This window comes from Xanthomonas sp. JAI131 (genome assembly GCF_013410075.1).
Taxonomy (GTDB): Bacteria; Pseudomonadota; Gammaproteobacteria; order Xanthomonadales; family Xanthomonadaceae; genus Xanthomonas_A; species Xanthomonas_A bonasiae.
Genome location: NZ_JACCCN010000002.1, coordinates 68164 through 90136, shown reverse-complemented (window position 1 = coordinate 90136; position 21973 = coordinate 68164). Strand labels below are relative to the sequence as shown.

Sequence of the window (21973 nt, the reverse complement as noted above, 5' to 3'; positions counted from 1 at the left end):
GGGAAGGCGATCAAATCAGCGCTGGCCGCCGTGCGAGGAACGATCCAGCGCTGGGCGCGTCCAAACGCGGTAGCGTGGCGCTGCAGACCCGGGCGCATGGCCGCGAACAGATCATCCAGCCAACTCCGCCCTGAGATTGGCGCGCAGAGCGCGCGTATCCATAGCTCTGCACGCGCGGTCGCATGATTCTGGCCGAAGGGAGTGGATTCTATGGCCATCGACAAGCCCTCAAGCCGCTTCTGGTTGGTATGCGCGCTGGCTTTTTAGAGCAAAAAAATCGGCCCGAAAGGGCCGATTTGCTGTTTGCTGCTCGCTGTTGCGAATCCCCAATCCCGAATCCCCAATCCCGGCTCTTCAATCACTCCACCGCCAGGCCATCCACCTTCTGCCAGCCGCGCGGCAACAGCCCGCCGCGGCTCGCGCGCACGCCCAGGTAGGCGTCCAGGTCCTTGAACGACAGCGACATGGTGCGCTGGCCGCTCTTCACCAGCAGCGTATTGCCCGGTGCGACCGCGGCGATCGCCACCACCCGCTCGGTGCCGAGCTTGGCCTTGGGGATGTCGATGATCTTGTTGCCCTTGCCCTTGTCCAGCTCGGGCAGGTCGGCGATCGGGAACGCCAGCAGGTGGCCGGCGCTGGTCACCGCGACGATGCGGTCGGTGTCCAGGTTGCTTACCGATGCCGGCGGCAGCACCTTGGCGTTCGGGGTCAGGTTGAGCATCGCCTTGCCGGCCTTGTTGCGGCTGGTCAGGTTCTCGAAGCGGGTGACGAAACCGTAGCCGTGCGAGGACGCCAGCACCAGCCGGCTGTCGTTCTCGCCGCTGGCCATGGCCTGGAACGACGCGCCTGACGCCGGCGCGAAACGCCCGGTCAGCGGCTCGCCGTTGCCGCGCGCCGAGGGCAGCGAATGCGCCAGCGTGGAGTAGGCGCGGCCTTCCGAATCCAGGAACGCCACCTGCTGCGTGCTGCGCCCGCGCACCGCGGCCAGCAGGCTGTCGCCGTCGCGGTAGGACAGGCCGGCCGGGTCCACGTCGTGGCCCTTGGCCGCGCGGATCCAGCCCTTCTCCGACATCACGATGGTCATCGGCTCGCTCGGCACCAGTTCGGTCTCGTCGATCGCCTGCGCCGCGCCGCGCTGCACCAGCGGCGAGCGCCGCGCGTCGCCGAACTTCTTGGCGTCGGCGACCAGTTCGTCCTTGATCATCTTCTTCAGCTTGGTCTTGCTGGCCAGCACCGCCTGCAGCTGTTCGCGCTCCTTGGCCAGCGCGTCCTGCTCGCCGCGGATCTTCATCTCCTCCAGCCGCGCCAGCTGGCGCAGGCGGGTTTCCAGGATGTAGTCGGCCTGTTCCTCGCTGAGCGCGAAGCGCGCGATCAGCGCCGGCTTCGGCTCGTCCTCGCTGCGGATGATGCGGATCACTTCGTCCAGGTTGAGGAACGCGACCAGCAGGCCTTCCAACAGGTGCAGGCGGCGCTCGACCTTCTCCAGGCGATGGTTGAGCCGGCGCACCACGGTGTCGCTGCGGAAGCGCAGCCACTCCTCCAGCAGGGTCTTGAGGTTCTTGACCTGCGGGCGGCCGTCCAGGCCGATCACGTTGAGATTGACCCGGTAGCTGCGCTCCAGGTCGGTGGTGGCGAACAGGTGGCCCATCAGCTGCTCGGCGTCGACCCGGTTGGAGCGCGGCACCAGCACCACCCGCACCGGGTTGGCGTGGTCGGACTCGTCGCGGATGTCTTCCAGCCACGGCAGCTTCTTGGCGCGCATCTGCTGCGCGATCTGCTCGATCACCTTCGACGGCGACACCTGGTAGGGCAGCGCGGTGACCACGATGTTGGCGTGTTCCTTCTGGAACGTGGCGCGCGCACGCACGCTGCCGTGCCCGGTCTCGTAGATCGCGCGCAGGTCGGCGGCCGGGGTGATGATCTCGGCGGTGGTCGGGTAGTCCGGCCCACGCACGTGTTCGCACAGGTCGGCGACGCTGGCGTCGGGATCGTCGAGCAGGCGGATCAGCGCGCTGACGATCTCGTTGAGGTTGTGCGGCGGCACGTCGGTGGCCATGCCCACGGCGATGCCGGTGGTGCCGTTGAGCAGCAGGTGCGGCAGCCGCGCCGGCATCCAGGTCGGCTCGTCCATGGTGCCGTCGAAGTTCGGCGACCAGTCCACCGTGCCCTGGCCCAGCTCGCCGAGCAGCACTTCGGCGATCGGGGTCAGCTTGGATTCGGTGTAGCGCATCGCCGCGAACGACTTCGGGTCGTCGGTGGAGCCGAAGTTGCCCTGGCCTTCGATCAGCGGGTAGCGGTAGGAGAACGGCTGCGCCATCAGCACCAGCGCCTCGTAGCAGGCGCTGTCGCCATGCGGGTGGTATTTGCCGATCACGTCGCCGACGGTGCGCGCGGACTTCTTCGGCTTGGCCGTGGCGTTCAGGCCCAGCTCGCTCATCGCGTAGATGATGCGCCGCTGCACCGGTTTCAGGCCGTCGCCGAGGAACGGCAGGGCGCGGTCCAGCACCACGTACATGGAGTAGTCGAGATAGGCGCGTTCGGCGTATTCGCGCAGCGGCAGCTGTTCGAAACCATGGAAGGCGGGGCGGGCGAGATCGGTCATGCGCAGGAAATACCTATAGGGGAACGCGGCGGCGGGCGCCGCAGGTCAGCCGGTCGATTATCCGGATGCGGCCGGCGATGCCAAGCCGCGCGTCGCGCCGGCGCGGCCGGCGCGGCCGGCAGCGGCAAGATAGCGTGCCGGCGGACTGCCGAAATGGCTGCGGAAGGCGGTGACGAAGGCGCTGGGACTACTGTAGCCGAGCCGATGCGCGGCGTCGGCGACGCTGGCGCCGTCGCTGAGCTGGCGCAGCGCCTCGGCCAGTCGCGCCTGCTGCCGCCAGCCGGCGAAGCTGAGCCCGGTTTCCTCGCGGAAATGCCGGCTCAAGCTGCGCGGCGACAGTCCGGCCCACTGCGCCCACTGCGCCAGCGAGCGGTGATCGGCAGGGGTGGCCAGCAATTGCGCGGCGATGCGCAGCAGGCGGCGGTCGCTGGGCATGGGCAGGTGCAGGCGCTCGATCGGCGCCTGGCGCAGTTCGTCCAGCAGCACCGCGCAGATCCGCTGCTGGTCCGCATCCAGGGCCTGCGGCATGCCCCACGCGGCCACCCGCAGCAGCAGCTCGCGCAGCAGGCCGTTCATGCCGATCACGCACGGACGATCGGCCAGCTCCGCGCAGGCTGCCGGGTGGACCAGCAGCACATAGATGCGCAGCGGTCCGGCGATTTGCACCGTGTGCAGCTCCTGCGGCGGCATCCAGCCGGCGCAACCGGGCGGCAGCGTCCAGTGGCCGTGCTCGGTGCGGGTGCCGAGCAAGCCCTCTTCCACGCAGATCATCTGCCCGCGGACATGCCGGTGCCAGTCCACCTCGTGTTCCAGCGCGACCGGGGTCTGCGCCAGGAACGCCAGCAGCGGCGGACCGTCGGCCTGATCGAACCATTCGGCGATGCGCGGATCGTGCAGGTCGGCCGATGCGCCGCGCTGTGGCGAGGGGAGGGAGGCGAATGGCTGGTTTTCGATATCCATTGTCTCGATTGTAATACTGGGCCAGGCCGCTGCGGCGATAGAGTAGCCGCTCGCCAGCGTTCCGCTATTGCAATGCAGCATTTAATTATTTTTGAGATATTTTCTTGACATATATTTCCAGATGAAAATAATTGGCGTCCATGAACTGCGCTCCCTCCCTCCCTGGTCCGCCCTCGTTCGGCCTGCTGCTGCGGCAGGTGCGCGACGGGCTGATGCGCCGCCTGGACGCCTCGATGACCGAACTCCAGCTGGGCCTGGGCTTCAGCCACTACATCGGCATGAAGGCGCTGGCGTACATGTCGCCCTGCACCGCCAACGAGTTGGCCCAGGCCATCGACCAGAACCCCAGCGCGGTCACCCGCCTGCTGGACAAGTTCCAGGACCTGGGCTGGGTGCGCCGTGAAGCGCATGCGCAGGACCGCCGCGCCCTACAGATCGTGCTGACCGACGAGGGCCGCGCGCTGTGGCAGCAGCTCAAGCAGCGCGGCGACGAGGCCATCGCCAGCGCGCTGCGCGACCTCTCGGCCGACGAGCGCGAACACCTCACATCGTTGTTGACCCGCGTCCGCGACTCCCTCAATTCGCCATGACTCCGCTTATGAACCTCTCCGCTTCGTCCCATCGCCTGCGCCCGTTCGCGGCCGCGGCACTCACCCTGGCGCTGGCCGCCTGCGCCAGCAGCCGTGGCCTGGAACCGCAGGGCCGCCGGCTCGATGCCGACCGGCAATTGCAGGCCGGCAAGACCCTGGCCGCCGACCAGCTGGCGCCGGCCGCCTGGCCGCAGCAGGACTGGTGGAAGGCGCTGGGCGACCCGCAGCTCGACGCGCTGATCGCCGAGGCGCTGCAGGGCACGCCGAACCTGGAAGCGGCCGACGCGCGGCTGCGCCTGGCGCAGGCGCAGGCCGGCGCGGCCAATGCCGACCGCGGCGCCAAGCTGTCGCTGTCGGCCGGCTATACCGGCCTGCAACTGCCCAAGGGACTGGCCGGCGACGAGATCGGCGGCAAGTACATCCACAACGAGCAGGCGCTGCTGGACTTCAGCTACGGCTTCGACCTGTGGGGCGGCAAGCGCGCGGCCTGGGAAGCGGCGGTGGACCAGGCGCATGCGGCGCAGGTCGATGCGCAGGCCGCGCGTCTGGACCTGTCGGCCGGCGTGGCCCGCGCCTATGCGCAGCTCGGCTACGCCTGGCGCCTGTACGACCTGGCCGGCGAAGAGCTGGCGCGCTCGGACAACAGCCTGAAGCTGGTGCGGCAGCGGGTCGGCGCCGGCATCGACAGCAACCTGCAGCTGCGCCAGGCCGAGGCGCGGGTGCCGGCCGCGCGCCAGCAGCAGCAGGCGGCGCAGCAGCAGATCGACGAGGCGCGTACCGCGCTGGCGGCGCTGCTCGGCCGCGGCCCGGATCGCGGGCTTGAGATCGAGCGCCCGCGGCCGCTCGACCCGGTGGCGGTGCAATTGCCGTCGGTGCTGCCCAGCGATCTGCTCGGGCGCCGCCCGGACGTGGTCGCCGCGCGCTGGCGGGTCGAGGCGGCGTCGCAGAGCATCGGCGCGGCCAAGGCGCAGTTCTATCCGACCATCAACCTGCTCGCGCTCGGCGGCGTCGCCGCGACCAATCCCGCCGACCTGTTCAAGGGCGACGCCCTGCTCGGCGTGTTCGCGCCCAGCGTGAGCTTGCCGCTGTTCGACAGCGGTCGCCTGCGCAGCCAGCTGGCCGAGCGCGATGCGCAATACGACCTGGCGGTGGCCACCTACAACCAGGCGCTGGTGGCGGCGCTGCGCGAGGTCGCCGATCAGGTCAGCGCGGCGCGTTCGCTGGCCCAGCAGGCGCAACAGCAGGGGCAGGCGGTGGGCACCGCGCAGGCCGCCTTCGACCTGGCGCAGCAGCGCTACCGCGCCGGCATCGGCAACTACCTGGACGTGCTGAGCGTGCAGCAGCAGTTGCTCGAGGCGCAGCAGCGCCTGGCCTCGCTGCAGTCCAACCAGATCCTGGTGTCGGTGCGCCTGAACCAGGCGCTGGGCGGCGGCTACGAAGCCACCTCCGCCGCCGACGCGCCGTCGACCTCCTCCGCTTCCACGCATTCCTGAGACCGCTGCAATGAATCAGACAACGACTCCCGATTCCTCCGCTCCCGCCCCGAGCCGGCGCGGCATGCTGCTGCGCGGCCTGGCCGTGCTGGTGGTGCTGGTGCTGATCGCGCTGGCGATCTGGTACTTCGTCTCCGGCCGCTGGCACGAAGACACCGACGACGCCTACGTGCAGGGCAACCTGGTGCAGATCACGCCGATGGTGGCCGGCACCGTGGTCAGCATCGGCGCCGACGACGGCATGCGCGTGGAGCGCGGCCAGTTGCTGGTCAAGCTCGATCCGGCCGACACCCAGGTCGCGCTGCAGCAGGCCGAAGCCAATCTGGCGCGCACCGTGCGCCAGGTGCGCGGCCTGTTCCGCAGCGTGCAAGGCGCGCAGGCCGAACTGTCGTCGCAGCAGGTGACCCTGCAGCGCGCCCGCGCCGACGTCGCCCGCCGCAGCAGCCTGGTCGCCACCGGCGCGATCTCCGCCGAGGAACTGGCGCATGCGCGCGACCAGCTGGCCGCCGCCGAGGCCGCGGTCAGCGGTTCGCGCGAGACGGTGGAGCGCAACCGCGCGCTGATCGACGACAACGGCGTGGCCCACCAGCCCGACGTGCAGGCCGCCGCCGCGCAGGTGCGCCAGGCGTTCCTCAACAATGCCCGCAGCGCGATCGTCGCGCCGGTGTCCGGCTACGTCGCGCGGCGTTCGGTGCAGGTCGGCCAGCGCGTGCAGCCCGGCACCGCGCTGATGGCGGTGGTGCCGCTGGAGCAGGTGTGGGTGGAAGCCAACTTCAAGGAAACCCAGCTCAAGCACATGCGCCTGGGCCAGCCGGTGGAACTGGAGTCGGACCTGTACGGCGGCGCGGTGCGCTACCAGGGCACGGTGCAGAGCCTGGGCCTGGGCACCGGTAGCGCGTTCTCGCTGCTGCCGGCGCAGAACGCCAGCGGCAACTGGATCAAGATCGTGCAGCGCGTGCCGGTGCGCATCGCCATCGATCCCAAGCAGCTGGCGCAGAACCCGCTGCGCATCGGCCTGTCGATGAAGGTGGACGTGAACCTGCACCAGCAGAACGGCGGCGTGCTGCCGACCAAGTTCGCCACCGGCACGCTGCTGGATACCGACGTCTATGCGCAGCAGCTGGGCCAGGCCGACGAGGCCATCGCGCAGATCATCCACGCCAACCTGCCCGACGCCGCCAAGGCGAACTGAGTCCGGCCATGTCCAACCAAGCTGCCACTCCTGCCGCGCCCGGCGCTCCGGGCGCACCGGCCGCCGCGTTCCGCCCGCCCAGCGTGGCGTTGTGCACGGTGGGCCTGGCGATGGCCTCGTTCATGCAGGTGCTCGATACCACCATCGCCAACGTCTCGTTGCCGACCATCGCCGGCAACCTCGGCGCCAGTTCGCAGCAGGCGACCTGGGTCATCACCTCGTTCGCGGTCAGCAATGCGATCGCGCTGCCGCTGACCGGTTTTTTGAGCCGGCGCTTCGGCGAGACCAAGCTGTTCGTGTGGGCCACGCTGTCCTTCACCATCGCCTCGCTGCTGTGCGGCCTGGCGCAGAGCATGGGCATGCTGGTGGTGTCGCGCGCGATCCAGGGCTTCGTGTGCGGGCCGATGTATCCGATCACGCAGAGCCTGCTGGTGTCGATCTACCCGCGCGAGAAACGCGGTCAGGCGCTGGCGCTGCTGGCGATGATCACCGTGGTCGCGCCGATCGCCGGCCCGATCCTGGGCGGCTGGATCACCGACAACTACAGCTGGGAATGGATCTTCCTGATCAACGTGCCGCTGGGCATCATCGCCGCGCTCGTGGTCGGCTCGCAGCTGCGCGGCCGTCCGGAACCGACCGAGCGCCCGCGCATGGACTACGTCGGCCTGATCACCCTGATCATCGGCGTCGGCTGCCTGCAGCTGGTGCTGGACCTGGGCAACGACGAGGACTGGTTCAGTTCGGACAAAATCGTGGTGCTGGCCGCGATCTCGGCGGTGGCGCTGGCGGTGTTCCTGATCTGGGAGCTGACCGACAAGGATCCGATCGTCAACCTGCGCCTGTTCCGCCACCGCAACTTCCGCGCCGGCACCATGGCGCTGATCGTGGCCTACGCCGCGTTCTTCAGCGTGTCGCTGCTGATCCCGCAGTGGCTGCAGCGCGACATGGGCTACACCGCGATCTGGGCCGGCCTGGCCACCGCGCCGATCGGCATCCTGCCGGTGCTGATGACCCCGTTCGTCGGCAAGTACGCCTCGCGCTTCGACCTGCGCATGCTCGCCAGCATCGCCTTCATCTTCATGGCGGCGACCAGCTTCATGCGTTCGGACTTCAACCTGCAGGTCGATTTCGCCCACGTGGCCGGGGTGCAGTTGCTGATGGGCGTGGGCGTGGCGCTGTTCTTCATGCCGGTGCTGCAGATCCTGCTGTCGGACCTGGACGGGCGCGAGATCGCCGCCGGTTCCGGCCTGGCCACGTTCCTGCGCACGCTGGGCGGCAGCTTCGCCGCCTCGCTGACCACCTACCTGTGGGCCAAGCGCACCCAGCTGCACCACGCGCACCTGACCGAGCACATCTCCACGTACACGCCGGGGATGCAGGAGCAGGTGCAGGCGATGGGGCAGGGCGACCTGCAGACCGGTGCCGCCTTCCTCAACAACACCATCAACCACCAGGCCTCGCAGATGGGCTTCAACGACATCTTCTACCTGCTGGGCTGGACGTTCCTGGGCATCATCTTCTTCCTGTGGCTGGCCAAGCCGCCGTTCGCGGGCGGCGGCGGCGCGGCCGCGGCGGGCGGTCACTGAGTCCGCCGTGCCGGCAACGACGAAACCCCGCCGCGTGCGGGGTTTCGTTTGTGCGGCGGCGGCAGGCGCGCTTGCCGCCGCGGCGCGCGGCGGACCAGAATGCCGCTCTCTCGCAAGCATCGGCAGGTTCGGACATGCAGCGTTTTCTGCGCGCCTTGTGGTCTCGCTCGGATTCCTCGCGGCCGCGTGGCGGCGGTGCACGCGCCCGGCAGTGTGCAGCGCTGCTGCTGTGCCTCGGCGCCCTCGGCGTCGGCAGCGCGCAGGCCGAGCCGAATGTGGCGGCGATCACCCCGACCGACCGCCTGCATGAAGCCTGGTGGGCGCAGCGCCACCAGCAGGTGCTGGCGCAGGTGCGCGCGCATCCGGACACGCCGCTGCTGCTGATCGGCGACTCGATCACCCACAACTACGACAAGGCCAATGCGCCGGACGAGGATTTCCAGCCGACCTGGCAGACCTTCTACGGCAGCCGCGGCGCGCTGAACCTGGGTTTCAGCGGCGATGCCACCGAGCACGTGCTGTGGCGGCTGCAGCACGGCGAAGTGGATGGCCTGCAGCCCAAGGTCGCGATGCTGCTGATCGGCACCAACAACACCGGCCACGAGCGGCACAGCGCCGCCGACACCGTGCTCGGCATCGACGCGGTGGTGGCGACCCTGGAACAGCGCCTGCCGAAGACGCGGATCCTGCTGCTCGGCCTGCTGCCCAGCGCCGGATCGGCGCAGAAGAGCGCACGCGACGCCGAGGTCAACCGCGCGCTGGCGGTGCGCTACGGCGACAATCCGCGCGTCGCCTATCTCGACATCGGCGCGGTGTTCCGCAAGGACGGCGCGCTCGACCAGAGCCTGTTCTACGATCCGCGGCTGCATCCGCCGGGCGACGCCCTGCACCCGGATACGCGCGGCCAGCGGCGCATGGCCGAGGCGATCGAGCCGACCCTGGCGCGCCTGCTCGGCGAGCCGCCGCGGGTGCCGCTGGCGGCGATGACCGAGGTCAATCCCGCGCTCGTGCCGGTGCCGTGGCTGGAGCAGGATTCCTACGACTGGTACGCGCGCCACCATGCGGCGCTGGAGGCGGCGCGCGGGTTGCGGCCCGACGTGGTGATGCTCGGCGACTCGATCACCCACTTCTGGGGCGGGCCGCCGCAGGCCACCCGGGTCGGCGGCGCGCAGGCCTGGCAGCGCACCTTCGGCGCGGCCAGGGTGCTGAACCTGGGCTTCGGCTGGGATCGCACCCAGAACGTGCTGTGGCGGCTGCGGCAGGGCGAAGTGGACGGGTTGGCGCCGCGCTGGGTGGTGATCAACATCGGCACCAACAACCTCACCGGCACCGACAATGCGCGGGCCAGCACGCCGCAGGAGGCGGCCGACGGCGTGGCCGCGGTGGTCGCCGAGGTGCGCCGGCGGCTGCCGCGCAGCAAGATCGTGCTGATGGGCATCCTGCCGCGCGGTTTCGCCGCCGACGCGCCGCTGCGCGCCCCGATCGCGCAGACCAACCGCCTGCTGGCCGCGCGTTTCGGCCACGATCCGGCGGTGCGCTGGCTGGACATCGGCGCGCGCTTCCTGCAGCCCGACGGGCGCCTGCCGCAGGCGCTGATGCCCGACAGCACCCATCCCAGCGAGGACGGTTACCGGATCTGGGGCGAGGCGCTGCGCGAGATCGGCGTCGGCGGTTGAAACGCGCTGCCGTGAAGCCATGTAGGAGCGGCTTCAGCCGCGACAGGAGTTTGCCGAAGGTGCCTGTCGCGGCTGAAGCCGCTCCTACAGGGGAGGCTAGCTGGCGGATGCGGCGGCGCGCTCAGCCCTTGTCCGGCTTGAGCAGTTCCAGCACCGCTTCGCGGCGCCGCGCCGGCAGGTTGCGGTAGCGGGTCAGCAGCGCCTGTTCGTGCGTGTCGTGCGCCTGCAGCGCGTAATCGGCCGGCAGGTCGTGCAGGCGCGCGCCGCCCTGGCCGCAGATCAGTTCGTCCAGCGAGCGCTTGAGCACGCCGCGCAGGTTCGGCAACAGGCGGAAGCTCGGCGTCTCGCGATTGTTCTCCCACGCCGACACCGACGACTTGGTCACGCCCAGCGCGAAACCCAATTGCTCCTGGGTGAGCCCGGCGGCTTTCCTGGCTTCGCGCAAACGGTCGCCGAAGCTTTTCATCGCGGTGGGCCTTGCAGTTACGGGGCCTACCAAGATATGGAGCATCCGTAACCTTGTCGTACAGCCATGCTTGACTCTAGATGTTCGGAGATTCAATACTTTGGCGGTGCGGGCCGCGCTGACGCGTGAGGGCGCGCACAGCGGACACGGACGACCGAGGAGTGCATGGTATTTCGCCTAGTTTCCATTGCCGTTGCAGCGACGGCGCAGCGGCGCCCCGCGGCGTTCTTTCCCCGGGCAGGCCAGGCCGCGGCGAGCGAGCGGCGTGCGGCCGCCGTCGCGGCGGAGGGTGGGGCATGGCCACCTACGAAGTGAAGCTGCGGCGCGTGGCGCACCTGGAGCCGGCACTGTACGTCCTGGTCCACGCCGCCAACGCGTATCTGGCCGCGCGCGCGGCCGAGCGCCACAACCCGGGCTATCGGGCGTACATGGTCGCGGTGTGGGTGGACGGCGTGCGCGTGGACATCGGCGCGTTCCGCCCGCCGCATCGCTGAGCGCGCGGCGGCTGCGCCGTTGCGTGCGGGGCGGCGCCTTGCGGCGGCCGGGACGTGGCGACGTACGTTGCCGCGCCACGGGCGCGGAATCCTGCCTGGTTCGTTCGCTGCTGCCGATTGCGGCGGGCATCGCCTGCGCCGCAGGCAACAAAAAACCCGCCGAAGCGGGTTTTTCTTTACAACGCTTGCCGTATCGATGGTGCCCAGGAGAGGACTCGAACCTCCACGAAGTTGCCCCCGCTAGCACCTGAAGCTAGTGCGTCTACCAATTCCGCCACCTGGGCGATACAGGCGCGGAATTCTGCTGGCAGCGCCGGGGACTGTCAAGCAGGTTTTCGCGGGTCCCACGCCGCGGCCACACGACAGCGGCTGTAGTGCGCCGCATCGCCGCTGCAACTGGTCCGCGCATGCCGGTCGATCGGCGGCATGACGCTCCGGTCGCGACACCGCGACTTGGGTAGGAATGCCGGCCGCATCGGCAACCGCCGAGGCGCCGTGCGGCATCGACGCGTCAGCGGCTGACCTCGTGGAAGGGGCGTCAGCGCAGACACGCCATTTCCAGTGAAGCCTCGGGGCGGAGGTGTCCCTCCAGCAGAAAACATCCATGCAGGCCTGCACGGAGTCGTGTGCCGGCCGCGGCGCTGCGCGAACCATCGCGGCACGGCAGCAAACGGCAGGCAAAAAAAATCCCGCCGGAGCGGGTTTTTCTTTGCTGCTGTATCGAATGGTGCCCAGGAGAGGACTCGAACCTCCACGAAGTTGCCCCCGCTAGCACCTGAAGCTAGTGCGTCTACCAATTCCGCCACCTGGGCGATACAGGCCGAGAATTTTGTCGGTTGCGCGTGTCGCTGTCAAGCGGCGTTTTGCACGCGCGCTTCGGCGGTACGTGCGCCGTGCCTGCGGTGCACATACCGCCTGCCGGCGCATCAGCTGGCGGTGAAGCGCAGGCCCTGGTTGATCGCGCAGCGGTAGCCGAGCGTGGCGCCGTTCTGCTGGTAGCCGGGCAGGGCGAACACGGCCATGCTGAAGTCGATGCGGCTGTCCGGGTGCACCTGGTAGCGCAGGAACTGCTGGATCGGCTTGCCGTCGCGGCCCACGGTGAGGTGCTCGTCGGCGAAGGACAGGGTGCCGTCTTCGATCACCCGGTATGCGCCGATGCGCAGGCCGCCGCGGGTCTGGGTCGGGGTGGCGCCGCCGGCACTGGGCGTGCACTGGCTCAGGTCGATCGCGACCGCGACCGAGGCGCCGCTCTCCAGCGAGCGTTCGATCTCGGCGAGCGAATCGAGCCGCGTGGCGGCACCGGCGGGGTGGGCGAAGGCGAGCAGCGAGGCGGCGAGCAGCGACAGGGGCAGGGACTTCATGCGGAGCTCCGGAGCGTGGGGGAGGGGCGGTTCGCCGCACGCACGCTAGCCCTTTGCGCTGCGCGGTCAACCGACAAAATCGCGTTCTCCCGGCTGCGTCACAGCGCTTGTTCGAAGCAGGTCCGCTCGCCCCGGCACGGGTTTCGTGTCGTGTCCGGATCCGCACGAAAGATGCGGTTTTCTGCCGAATGCGCCGTGCTCGCGCATGCCGATGCCGCCCGGACGTCGCCGCTTGCGATCCGGCGCCGCGCTGCGTTGTGGGCGGCGCCGTCGCATGCCGCAGGCGGATGCGCGGCGCCTGGCGCGTCGGGCGATCGAGCCGGGGGGATTCCGGAATGCGCATTGGGTCTGGCGGTGGCGCGCGTCGCCGGACCGCGCGTCGCGCGCCGGCATTGACAAGGGCGCGCGACGCCCGCAGAATTCGCGGCCTCCATCGCCCAGATGGCGGAATTGGTAGACGCACTAGCTTCAGGTGCTAGCGGGGGCAACTTCGTGGAGGTTCGAGTCCTCTTCTGGGCACCACATGCAACACGCGGGAGCGCTGAACTCCCGCAACGACCGGCCCGCTGACGCGGGCCTCGTCGTTTCTGGGCCGCTCTGCCGCCGGGTCTGGTCGCCGGTTTGCCTGCGTTGACGACCCAGCGAGTACCATGGGTGGATGACCAATAGAAAAACCAAGTCCGGCAAGCCCGGCAAATCCGCATCCCACGACACGCCCGCCAGCAAGGCCGGCGCCCCGGCGGCTCCGCCGCCGCCGAAGAAATCCAAGATGCCGTCGTGGATGCCCAGCCTCCCCAGTTTCCTGCGGCGTAGCCCCAAGCCGCCGTTGCAGCCGCTGCATCCGCCCGAGCCCGTGCCCGCACCGTCCTCGCGCAAGAAGCCGGCCGCCGCGGTGGCCGATCCGTTCGCCGCCCGCGAGGCCGAGCGCTATGCCGAGCCGATCGCCAGCCGCGAGGCGATCCTGCAGTTGCTGGACCGCTGCGACGGCCCGCAGACGCTCGAGGAACTGGCCGGGCAGCTCGGCCTGACCGAACCGTCGCGCATGGAGGCTTTGAGCAAGCGCCTGGGCGCGATGCTGCGCGAGGCGCAGCTGGTGCAGAACCGCCGCGGCGGCTACGCGCCGGTGCAGCAGACCAACCTGATCCCCGGCGTGGTGATCGCCAATCCCGACGGCTTCGGTTTCCTGCGCCCGGACGAAGGCGGTGACGACCTGTTCCTGCCGCCCTACGAGATGCGCAAGGTGCTGCATGGCGACCGCGCGCTGGCCAACGTCACCGGCATCGACCGCCGCGGCCGCCGCGAAGGCAGCATCGCGCGCGTGCTCGAGCGCGGCCTGAGCCGGCTGATCGGCCGTTTCAGCATGGAGGGCGGCATCGCCTACGTGGTGCCGGACGACAAGCGCATCCAGCGCAACATCCAGATCCCGACCGATGCGATGGGCGAGGCCCGCGACGGCCAGCTGGTGGTGTGCGAACTCACCTCCACCCCGGACGGGCGGCGCCCGCCGATCGGCAAGATCATCGCGGTGCTCGGCGACAAGTTGACCCCGTCGCTGGTGGTGGAAACCGCCATCCACGGCCGCGAGCTGCCGTACGAATTCCCGCAGGCGGTGCTCGACGAAGCCGCGGCGGTGCCGATGACGGTGGAGCCGGCCGCGATCAAGGGCCGCGTGGACCTGCGGCAGACCCCGCTGGTGACCATCGACGGCGCCGACGCCAAGGACTTCGACGACGCGGTGTTCTGCGAGCCGAACGCCGAAGGCTTCCGCCTGGTGGTGGCCATCGCCGACGTGTCGCACTACGTGCGTCCGGGCACGCCGCTGGACGTGGAAGCGATCCGCCGCGCGACCTCGGTGTATTTCCCGGGCTTCGTGGTGCCGATGCTGCCGGAGACGCTGTCCAACGGCATCTGCTCGCTCAATCCCAAGGTCGACCGCATGTGCTTCGTCTGCGACATGCAGATCGATCGCCAGGGCGAGGTGGCCGGCGCGCGCTTCTACGAGGCGGTGATGAATTCGCATGCGCGGCTCACCTACGACCAGGTGTGGCAGGCGGTGGGCGAGAAAGACGAGCAGGTACGCAAGGACGTGGCCGCGGTGCTGCCGCAGATCGAGCGGCTGTACCAGCTGTTCCACGTGCTGGCCAAGGCGCGTGCGCGCCGCGGCGCGATCGAGTTCGAGACCTCGGAAGTGCGCTTCGTGCTCGACAACACCGGCGAGGTGACCCAGGCCGGGATGCTGGTGCGCAACGACGCGCACAAGCTGATCGAGGAATGCATGATCGCCGCCAACGTGGCCGCGGCGCGGCACCTGCTGGAGGCGCGCATCCCGGCGCCGTACCGCGTGCACGAGCGGCCGCCGGAGTCCAAGTACGCCGACCTGCTCGAGTTCCTCAAGGAATTCAAGCTGAGCCTGCCGCCATGGAGCAAGGTGGTGCCGGGCGATTACACCAAGCTGCTGAAGAAGGTGCGCGAGCGCCCCGACGCGGCCTTGCTGGAGTCGGTGCTGCTGCGCAGCCAGAGCATGGCGGTCTACTCGCCGGACAACGCCGGCCACTTCGGCCTGGCGCTGGAGGCGTACGCGCACTTCACCTCGCCGATCCGCCGTTATCCCGACCTGCTGGTGCACCGCGCGATCAAGTACGCGCTGACCCGCGGCGCGCCGGACAAGTACCTGTATTCGCCGCGCGAGATGGCGGCGCTGGCGCTGCAGTGCTCCGAGCGCGAGCGCCGTGCCGACGAGGCCGAGCGCGAGGTCGACGAGCGCTACCGTGCGGCGTGGATGGAGAAGCACGTCGGCGGCCAGTTCGACGGCGTGGTCAGCGGCGTCACCAGCTTCGGCCTGTTCGTGGAACTGGACCAGTCCAAGGTCAACGGCCTGATCCACGTGACCCAGTTGCCGCAGGACTATTACCAGTTCGACGCGGTGCGCAAGACCCTGTCCGGCGAGCGCCGCGGCATGCAGTTCCGCCTCGGCGACCGGGTCCGCATCCTGGTGCTCAAGGCCAGCATGGAAGAGCGCAAGATCGATTTCCGCCTGGTCGTGGAAGGCGAGCCGATGACCGACATGCCGCCGCCGCCGGAACGTGGGCAGCAGCAGCCGGCCAAGCGCAAGAAAAAGAAGTACTGACGGCGCGGCGTCGCGGCGGGCCGCCTGGCGCCCGCCGCGATCGCGCAAGTGGCGCGCGGCGGGCACACCGTTCGCGCGATGTGGTTCATGGTTGCGAACAGCAATGCATCTGAATCTACTCGTCCTGCAGGAAAGCGACGCGGCCGTTCTCCCGGAGGGCATGGGTATTCGTCGGTTGAGCCATCACATCACGCAGATGTTCATGGCGCTGCTGCCGACGGTGGAGATCGACGGCTCCAGCAAGATCGTGGTGTCACTGGGCCCGCGCGGCCAAGAAGATGCGTTCGATAACGTGTTGGGCGTGACCCATGTGTTTGTCGAAGACTTTGATTTCGAAAATTTTTTGTCGCTGGGCCGGCCGGGCCAGGACATCAGGCTATTGGAAGCACTGCGTGGCGCGCTGCTTGCAATTGCCACAAGCCGTGGCGGCAACGACGCGCTCGTCAGGTTCGTGGACTCCACCGCTGACGCGATCTTGAATGCTGGTTTGCAACTGCTGGTTCCGATCGGAAGGCTTGCAAAACGCAGTAAGGACGGCAAGCGGAACGTCACTGTGGTCAAGCTGTTGAACTCCGACGTTGGCGAAGCCTGGTATTGCGAAGTCGCGCGCCAAGGAAGCGCAAAGGTCGAACGGATCTGGATGCACGAAGTGCCGGGATTCATCGACAGGCGCGATCTGTTTAAATCTGCGGAACTCGGCGAAGGGACGTATCGGGTCAAGAGCCGCTTGGGCAAGGTGGCATTCGAAACGCAGCTCCACGATCGCGGCGGCGCAGAATAGGTCGCCCCTGCGGCGAGGAGACTTGTCCTGGGCAAGGTGCGCGCAGACCACTGCCCGTATCGCGGTGTTCTGGTAAAACACGCTGGGCCGAACGGCTGCCAGGACCGCAACCAGGGAGCATGCATGAATCACGACCAGTACAGTGGCGGTTGCCAGTGCGGTGCGGTGCGCTTCCGGGTGCGCGGCCGGCTCGACGACGCCTCGATCTGCCATTGCCGGATGTGCCAGAAGGCATTCGGTGCCTATTACGCGCCGTTGGTCTCCACGCGCGGTGCGGACCTGGTGTGGACGCGTGGCGCGCTGAAGCATTTCCACTCTTCCAACCTGGTGCGGCGCGGTTTCTGCGCCGACTGCGGCACGCCGCTGACCTACGAAGCGCCGGACGGCATCGCGGTGGCCGCCGGTGCGTTCGACGACCCGGCGGCGCTGCCGCCGCGGATCCAGTACGGGCTGGAAGGCAAGCTGCCGTTCGTGGACGGCCTGCACCGGTTGCCGTCGATCCGCACCGAGGCCGATCTGGACGCGGCGCCGTTCCTGGCGCAGGTGGTGTCGCACCAGCATCCGGACCACGACACCGAGCGTTGGCCGGACTGAGCGTGCCGTCGCAGGGGCGCGGTGGACGCCGGTCCAGGGTCTGCCCGTCGCGGTTTCCGCCAAAGGCGTGGGTGGCACGGGGCAGTGCCGCCGCGTAGGCGTTCGGGCGTGCCGCGGTGTCGTCGCGGTCGCGGCAGGCGGCTTCCGGGCGTGCCGGGCAAGCGGGAGGCCCGTGCGCGCCGGCTGCCCATCGCCGCGGCGCGGCTGCTGTGCCGCCGGGTCCTGTCGCCCTGCTGCGCAGGGCGCAGATGCCCGGTCGGCGCGGTCATGCGCCGCAGGCGATGTGACGTGGGCGCCGGCAACGCCTACCATTCCCGCTTTCCTTCCTCGCAGTCCCCGCCTCATGAGCAAGCAGAACCAGTGGATCGTCGGCGTCAACGCCGTGGCCTCGTCGATCGAGAACGATGCCGACAACGTGCGCGAAGTGCTGATCGAGGCGGGCAGCAAGAATCCGCGGCTGGTGGAGATCGAGGAGAACGCGCGGCGCAAGGGCATCGAGGTGCGGCGGGTCAACACCCAGGCGCTGGACGGCGTCGGCGGCTCGGTGCGGCATCAGGGCGTGGCCGCACGCTATGCGGCGGCGCGTACCTGGGGCGAGAACGAACTGGAAGGCCTGGTCGCCGCCGCCGAGGGCCGCGCGCTGCTGCTGGTGCTCGACGGCGTGCAGGATCCGCACAACCTCGGCGCCTGCCTGCGCAGTGCGGCCGCGGCCGGTGCGACCGCCGTGGTGATCCCGAAGGACAAGTCGGCGCCGGTCAACGCCACCGTGCGCAAGACCTCGGCCGGCGCTGCCGACCGCATTCCGATCGTGGCGGTGACCAACCTGGCGCGCTGCCTGCGCGACCTGCAGAAGCAGGGCGTGTGGATCTACGGCCTGGTCGGCGAGGCCGAGACCTCGCTGTACGCGCAGGACCTGCGCGGCAACGTGGCGCTGGTGCTGGGCGGCGAATCCGACGGCCTGCGCCGCTTGACCCGCGAGCACTGCGACGGCCTGGTCAAGATCCCGATGCCGGGCGACATCGAGAGCCTCAACGTGTCGGTGGCCACCGGCGTGACCCTGTTCGAGGCGGTGCGGCAGCGCATGGGGTGAGGCGCCGTCCACGCGCGTCGCGTCGTGGAGGGTTTTGCTGCACGCAACGCATGCGCCGGCCTGGTGCATTCGTAGGAGGGGCTTCAGCCCCGACCTGACCAAAGTCGTTCGACTCCCCACTTCGCTCGTCGCGACTGAAGTCGCTCCCACAGTGGGCGCCGCGTGCTTGGCCGGATGCGCTTTGGAGGGGCTTCGGTATCCGAAGGCCGAAGGCCCGCCACGCTGCCTGTCGCGGCTGAAGCCGCTCCTACAGGAGTTTGTGCGGGGACGGCGGAGGTGCCGGCTGGGTGCACTGTAGGAGGAGCTTCAGCCCCGACTGCATGATGGCGGAAGGTCGGGGCTGCGTCCGGCGGATGACACAAGGCCACTCGAAGCCGTTCCTGGAGGGATTGCGGCGAGCCGGCTGGGTGCACTGTAGGAGGGGCTTCAGCCCCGACCGGGCCCTTGCGGGGCGACCTTCGGTCCGGCCCATGGCCCCAAGCCGCCTGGAGCCGTTCGCGGCGATGTTCCGCTTCAGCGCTGGTCGATTGCTGCGCTCGTCGCCGCCACGGCCGTTGCCGACGTTGCACCTTCATCCGATGGCGTCGCACCGCTGCCGCCCAGTGCCTGGTACAGGGTGACGTCGTTGTTGAGCTGGTCGAGCCTGGCCTGGGCCAGGGTCAGTTCCGCGCTGCGCCGGGTCTGCTGCGCGTCCAGCCAGGTGCGCAGGTCGGTGGCGCCGCTGCGGTAGCGCACTTCGTACATGCGCTCCACGTCGCGCGCGGCGTCGAAGGCGTTCTGCGCCGAGGCCACCTGCGTTTCCAGTTGCGTGCGCGCCGACAAGGCGTTGTCGACATCGCCCAGGGCGGTGTACAGCGTGGTGCGGAAGGTGCTGGCGGCGATCTCGTAGCTGGTGCCGGTGATGCGGGTATTGAGCTGGGCCTGGCGCAGGTTGAGGAACGGCAGGGTCAGCCCGGCGCCGAGCGTGGCCAGCGGATTCTTCAGCACGTTCGCCAGCGTGGCGCTGCTGCCGTCGAGCGAGCCGGTCAGGCTCAGGGTCGGGTAATAGCTGGTCGCGGTGACCTTGATGTCGGCCAGTGCGCTGCGCAACCGCAGTTCGGCCGCGCGCAGGTCCGGGCGGCGCGCCAGCAGTTGCGCCGGCAGGCCCGGCGCCAGCGGCGGGCGCGCGAACGCGTCCAGATTCTGCGGTTCCTCGGCCTGCGGCCAGGGCTGTCCGTCCAGTAGCACGGTCAGCTTGTTGCGGGCTTCCACGCGCTCTTGCAGCAGTTTGCTCTGCTCGGTGCGCTGGCTTTCCAGGTTCTGCTCGGCCTCGCGCACTTCCAGCCGCGACACGTCGCCCGCCTGGAACTGCACCTGCACCAGTTGCAGGGTCTTGGCCAGGCGCGCGAGATTCTCCTCGCCGGCGGCGATGCTCTGGTTGAGATAGCCGAGTTGCCAGTATTGGTCGCAGACCTCGCCGACCAGGGCCAGCGCGGTGTTCTCGCGGTCCTCGTCGGTGGCTTCGGCTTCCCAGCGGTCGGCATCGCGCTGCGCGCGCAGCTTGCCCCACAGGTCGATCTCCCAGCTCAGCGACACGCTGGCGGCATTGCTGCGGGCGACGTCGTCGTGATGGTCGGTGGCGCGGCTGCCGGAGGCACTGACGCTGCCGCTGGCGCTGGGCCACAGCTCGGTCTCGCTCAGGCCGGCCTGCAGCCGCGCCTTGCGCAGGCGCAGGCCGGCCGTGGCCAGGTCGGCGTTGACCGCCAACGCACGCGCCACCAGCCGGTCCAGGCGCGGATCGCCAAAGCCTTGCCACCACGCGTCGGCGGCGATGTCGTGGGCGGGGTAGGTGGCCTGCAGCGCCAGCGGCTGGCGCGCGTCGCCCGCCGTGTCGGCACCGGCGGCGTACTGCTGCGGCACGGCGATCGGCGCGGCGCGGTACTGGCCGGTGCTGACGCAGCCGGACAGCGTGGCGAGCAGGGCCAGCGGCAACAGCGCCGGGCGCATCGAGGAGAGCATGTTCATTCGCGGGCCAAGGCCTCCACGGGATCGAGTTGCGCGGCGTTGCGCGCGGGCAGGAAGCCGAACACCACGCCGATCAGGCTGGAGCAGGCGAAGGCGGCGACGATCGAGCCGGTCGAGAAGATCATGCTGAAGCTGCCGCCGGCCGCGGCGAACACCCGGCCCAGCGCCAGCGCCAGGCCGACCCCGAGCAGGCCGCCGAGCAGGCACACCAGCACCGCCTCGATCAGGAACTGCTGCATGATGTCGCTCTGCCGCGCGCCGACCGCCATGCGTACGCCGATCTCGCGGGTGCGCTCGGTCACCGACACCAGCATGATGTTCATCACCCCGATGCCGCCAACCACCAGCGCGATGGCGGCGATCGCACCGATCATCAGGGTCAGCGTCTGCGTGGTCTTCTCGATGGTCTCGCGGATCTCGGCGCTGTTGCTGAGGAAGAAATCCTCGCTGCCGTGGCGCAGTTTCAGCAGCCGCGTCAGCGCCTGCTCGGCCGCATCCATCGGGGTGGCGTCGGACACGCGCACGGTGATGCTGGACACGTAGCTCTGGCCGAGCATGCGCGACATCGCGGTGGTGTAGGGCACCCAGACGCTCAGCGTGGAACTGCTGCCGAAGCCGGTGGTCTGCTTCTGCGCCACGCCGACCACGCGCACCGGCACGTTGCCGAGCAGGATCACCTGGCCGATCGGGCTGCGCGGCGATTTGCCGAAGAACTGCGCGCGGGTGTTCTGGTCGATCACCGCCACCTGTTCGATGCCCGACACCGCCTCGGCGCCGAAGAACGCGCCCTCGGCCAGCTTCAGTCCCTTGACCCGGAAATACTGCTCGCCGACGCCGCTGACCTGGGCGGTGGCCGACTGGTTGCCGTAGCGCGCGGTGACCGAGGTGGAGACGTTGGGCGTGGCGCTGTCCACATAGCTCTGCTGCGCCAGCGCGGTGGCGTCGCGCGCCTTGAGCGTCTGCACCCGGCCCGAGCGCATGTCGCCGAAGCCGCTGCCCGGATAGACCTCGATGGTGTTGGTGCCGAGCGCGGAGATGTTGGACAGGATCTGCTGCTGCGAACCGTTGCCCAGCGCCACCACCGAGACCACCGAGGCGATGCCGATGATGATCCCGAGCATGGTCAGGAAAGTGCGCAGGCGGTGCGCGTTCATCGCCAGCAGCGCCATCCGGAACGCTTCGGTGAACCGGTCGCGCAGCGCCTGGAAGCGGCTTCCGCCGGCCGCGGGCGGCTCTAGGCGGCGCGCGGCGCGGCGCGCGTCGATCGCCGGGTTGGCGCGGTCGGCGATGATCGCGCCGTCGCGGATCTCGATGATGCGCTGCGCGTGCTGCGCCACCGACATGTCGTGGGTGACGATGATGATGGTGTGGCCTTCGGCATGCAGCTCGCCGAGGATCGCCATCACTTCCTCGCCCGAACGTGTGTCCAGCGCGCCGGTGGGTTCGTCGGCCAGGATCACCTGGCCGCCGTTCATCAGCGCGCGCGCGATCGAGACGCGCTGCTGCTGGCCGCCAGAGAGCTTGCCCGGGGTATGCCCGGCGCGGTCGCTGAGCCCGAGCCGGCGCAGCAGCTCGGCCGAGCGCGCGCTGCGCGCCGCCGCAGGCATGCCGGCATACACCGCGGGCACTTCGATGTTGCCGCTGGCGTCGAGGTCGCCGAGCAGGTGGTAGCGCTGGAAGATGAAGCCGAAGTGCTCGCGGCGCAGCTGCGCCAGCTCGTCCGGCTGCATCGCGCCGGTGGCGCGGCCGGCCACGCGGTAGCTGCCGGCGGTGGGCCGGTCCAGGCAGCCGAGGATGTTCATCAGGGTGGACTTGCCGGAACCGGACTGGCCGACGATGGCCACCATCTCGCCGGCGGCGATATCCAGGTTGACGTCGCGCAGGACCACCAGGGTCTCGTCGCCGGCGGGGAATTCGCGGCGCAGGTCGCGCAGCTGCAGCAGTGCTTCGCTCATGG

16 protein-coding genes and 3 tRNA genes are annotated in these 21973 nt (G+C 69.5%); 11 read left to right on the top strand and 8 right to left on the bottom strand.

Features of this window, described 5'->3' with window-relative positions; translation table 11 throughout:
• Nucleotides 1–358: 358 nt before the first annotated feature.
• Nucleotides 359–2602, bottom strand: a complete 2244-nt coding sequence (gene parC, locus HDC36_RS07165; protein ID WP_179565835.1) for a DNA topoisomerase IV subunit A — start codon at nucleotides 2600–2602, stop codon at nucleotides 359–361.
• A gap of 57 nt (nucleotides 2603–2659) precedes the next feature.
• Complete coding sequence (locus HDC36_RS07160; RefSeq protein ID WP_343204339.1) at nucleotides 2660–3556, bottom strand: helix-turn-helix transcriptional regulator; 897 nt, start codon at nucleotides 3554–3556, stop codon at nucleotides 2660–2662.
• Between the two features lie 146 nt (nucleotides 3557–3702).
• On the opposite strand from HDC36_RS07160, the gene HDC36_RS07155 reads away from it, so the two are divergent.
• The 5 genes from HDC36_RS07155 (at nucleotide 3703) to HDC36_RS07135 (ending at nucleotide 10099) form a co-directional block, all read left to right on the top strand.
• Entirely contained in the window at nucleotides 3703–4152 is a 450-nt protein-coding gene (locus HDC36_RS07155) for a MarR family transcriptional regulator (protein WP_179565831.1), read from the top strand.
• Between the two features lie 8 nt (nucleotides 4153–4160).
• Nucleotides 4161–5645: an efflux transporter outer membrane subunit gene (locus HDC36_RS07150; protein ID WP_179565829.1), complete on the top strand. Its 1485-nt coding sequence runs from the start codon at nucleotides 4161–4163 to the stop codon at nucleotides 5643–5645.
• A gap of 10 nt (nucleotides 5646–5655) precedes the next feature.
• The gene (locus HDC36_RS07145) at nucleotides 5656–6837 is read left to right on the top strand and encodes an efflux RND transporter periplasmic adaptor subunit (protein WP_179565827.1); all 1182 of its coding nucleotides are present in this window, start codon (nucleotides 5656–5658) and stop codon (nucleotides 6835–6837) included.
• A gap of 8 nt (nucleotides 6838–6845) precedes the next feature.
• Complete coding sequence (locus HDC36_RS07140; protein ID WP_179565825.1) at nucleotides 6846–8423, top strand: DHA2 family efflux MFS transporter permease subunit; 1578 nt, start codon at nucleotides 6846–6848, stop codon at nucleotides 8421–8423.
• Between the two features lie 134 nt (nucleotides 8424–8557).
• A complete protein-coding gene (locus HDC36_RS07135; RefSeq protein WP_179565823.1) occupies nucleotides 8558–10099 on the top strand; it encodes a GDSL-type esterase/lipase family protein in 1542 nt (513 codons plus the stop codon).
• A gap of 121 nt (nucleotides 10100–10220) precedes the next feature.
• On the opposite strand, the gene HDC36_RS07130 is transcribed toward HDC36_RS07135, so the two are convergent.
• Nucleotides 10221–10565, bottom strand: a complete 345-nt coding sequence (locus HDC36_RS07130; protein WP_179565821.1) for a helix-turn-helix transcriptional regulator — start codon at nucleotides 10563–10565, stop codon at nucleotides 10221–10223.
• Nucleotides 10566–10861: 296 nt separating this feature from the next.
• Here HDC36_RS07130 and HDC36_RS07125 point away from each other — a divergent pair, with 296 nt between their 5' ends.
• Nucleotides 10862–11059: a hypothetical protein gene (locus tag HDC36_RS07125; protein WP_179565819.1), complete on the top strand. Its 198-nt coding sequence runs from the start codon at nucleotides 10862–10864 to the stop codon at nucleotides 11057–11059.
• Nucleotides 11060–11256: 197 nt separating this feature from the next.
• Here the strand turns inward: HDC36_RS07125 and HDC36_RS07120 are convergent.
• The 3 genes from HDC36_RS07120 to HDC36_RS07110 form a co-directional block, all read right to left on the bottom strand.
• Nucleotides 11257–11343, bottom strand: a tRNA-Leu gene (locus tag HDC36_RS07120).
• A gap of 441 nt (nucleotides 11344–11784) precedes the next feature.
• Nucleotides 11785–11871: transfer RNA gene (locus HDC36_RS07115), tRNA-Leu, on the bottom strand.
• Nucleotides 11872–11985: 114 nt separating this feature from the next.
• Complete coding sequence (locus HDC36_RS07110) at nucleotides 11986–12420, bottom strand: VirK family protein (protein ID WP_179565817.1); 435 nt, start codon at nucleotides 12418–12420, stop codon at nucleotides 11986–11988.
• Between the two features lie 435 nt (nucleotides 12421–12855).
• On the opposite strand from HDC36_RS07110, the gene HDC36_RS07105 reads away from it, so the two are divergent.
• The 5 genes from HDC36_RS07105 (at nucleotide 12856) to rlmB (ending at nucleotide 18012) form a co-directional block, all read left to right on the top strand.
• Nucleotides 12856–12942 (top strand) — tRNA-Leu (locus HDC36_RS07105).
• A gap of 136 nt (nucleotides 12943–13078) precedes the next feature.
• Nucleotides 13079–15547: a ribonuclease R gene (gene rnr, locus HDC36_RS07100; protein ID WP_255432637.1), complete on the top strand. Its 2469-nt coding sequence runs from the start codon at nucleotides 13079–13081 to the stop codon at nucleotides 15545–15547.
• A 103-nt stretch (nucleotides 15548–15650) separates the two neighbouring features.
• Complete coding sequence (locus HDC36_RS07095) at nucleotides 15651–16328, top strand: hypothetical protein (RefSeq protein WP_179565815.1); 678 nt, start codon at nucleotides 15651–15653, stop codon at nucleotides 16326–16328.
• A gap of 123 nt (nucleotides 16329–16451) precedes the next feature.
• Entirely contained in the window at nucleotides 16452–16922 is a 471-nt protein-coding gene (locus tag HDC36_RS07090) for a GFA family protein (protein ID WP_179565814.1), read from the top strand.
• A gap of 343 nt (nucleotides 16923–17265) precedes the next feature.
• Entirely contained in the window at nucleotides 17266–18012 is a 747-nt protein-coding gene (gene rlmB / locus HDC36_RS07085) for a 23S rRNA (guanosine(2251)-2'-O)-methyltransferase RlmB (protein WP_003467227.1), read from the top strand.
• A gap of 513 nt (nucleotides 18013–18525) precedes the next feature.
• On the opposite strand, the gene HDC36_RS07080 is transcribed toward rlmB, so the two are convergent.
• Nucleotides 18526–20016 carry a TolC family protein gene (locus HDC36_RS07080; RefSeq protein ID WP_179565812.1) on the bottom strand — a complete coding sequence of 497 codons (1491 nt, stop codon included), beginning with the start codon at nucleotides 20014–20016 and terminating at the stop codon, nucleotides 18526–18528.
• A complete protein-coding gene (locus HDC36_RS07075; RefSeq protein WP_179565810.1) occupies nucleotides 20013–21971 on the bottom strand; it encodes a MacB family efflux pump subunit in 1959 nt (652 codons plus the stop codon). Before HDC36_RS07075 ends, HDC36_RS07080 begins: the two co-directional genes overlap by 4 nt.
• Nucleotides 21972–21973 lie beyond the last annotated feature (2 nt).

What these genes read in the sequence shown, in the direction of transcription:
- HDC36_RS07140 (WP_179565825.1), top strand. Translation starts at nt 6,846, where the DNA reads ATGTCCAACCAAGCTGCCACTCCTGCCGCGCCCGGCGCTCCGGGCGCA.
- HDC36_RS07075 (WP_179565810.1), bottom strand. Translation starts at nt 21,971, where the DNA reads ATGAGCGAAGCACTGCTGCAGCTGCGCGACCTGCGCCGCGAATTCCCC.
- rlmB (WP_003467227.1), top strand. Translation starts at nt 17,266, where the DNA reads ATGAGCAAGCAGAACCAGTGGATCGTCGGCGTCAACGCCGTGGCCTCG.
- rnr (WP_255432637.1), top strand. Translation starts at nt 13,079, where the DNA reads ATGACCAATAGAAAAACCAAGTCCGGCAAGCCCGGCAAATCCGCATCC.
- HDC36_RS07155 (WP_179565831.1), top strand. Translation starts at nt 3,703, where the DNA reads ATGAACTGCGCTCCCTCCCTCCCTGGTCCGCCCTCGTTCGGCCTGCTG.
- HDC36_RS07125 (WP_179565819.1), top strand. Translation starts at nt 10,862, where the DNA reads ATGGCCACCTACGAAGTGAAGCTGCGGCGCGTGGCGCACCTGGAGCCG.
- HDC36_RS07150 (WP_179565829.1), top strand. Translation starts at nt 4,161, where the DNA reads ATGAACCTCTCCGCTTCGTCCCATCGCCTGCGCCCGTTCGCGGCCGCG.
- HDC36_RS07130 (WP_179565821.1), bottom strand. Translation starts at nt 10,565, where the DNA reads ATGAAAAGCTTCGGCGACCGTTTGCGCGAAGCCAGGAAAGCCGCCGGG.
- HDC36_RS07110 (WP_179565817.1), bottom strand. Translation starts at nt 12,420, where the DNA reads ATGAAGTCCCTGCCCCTGTCGCTGCTCGCCGCCTCGCTGCTCGCCTTC.
- HDC36_RS07145 (WP_179565827.1), top strand. Translation starts at nt 5,656, where the DNA reads ATGAATCAGACAACGACTCCCGATTCCTCCGCTCCCGCCCCGAGCCGG.
- parC (WP_179565835.1), bottom strand. Translation starts at nt 2,602, where the DNA reads ATGACCGATCTCGCCCGCCCCGCCTTCCATGGTTTCGAACAGCTGCCG.
- HDC36_RS07080 (WP_179565812.1), bottom strand. Translation starts at nt 20,016, where the DNA reads ATGAACATGCTCTCCTCGATGCGCCCGGCGCTGTTGCCGCTGGCCCTG.
- HDC36_RS07135 (WP_179565823.1), top strand. Translation starts at nt 8,558, where the DNA reads ATGCAGCGTTTTCTGCGCGCCTTGTGGTCTCGCTCGGATTCCTCGCGG.
- HDC36_RS07090 (WP_179565814.1), top strand. Translation starts at nt 16,452, where the DNA reads ATGAATCACGACCAGTACAGTGGCGGTTGCCAGTGCGGTGCGGTGCGC.
- HDC36_RS07095 (WP_179565815.1), top strand. Translation starts at nt 15,651, where the DNA reads ATGCATCTGAATCTACTCGTCCTGCAGGAAAGCGACGCGGCCGTTCTC.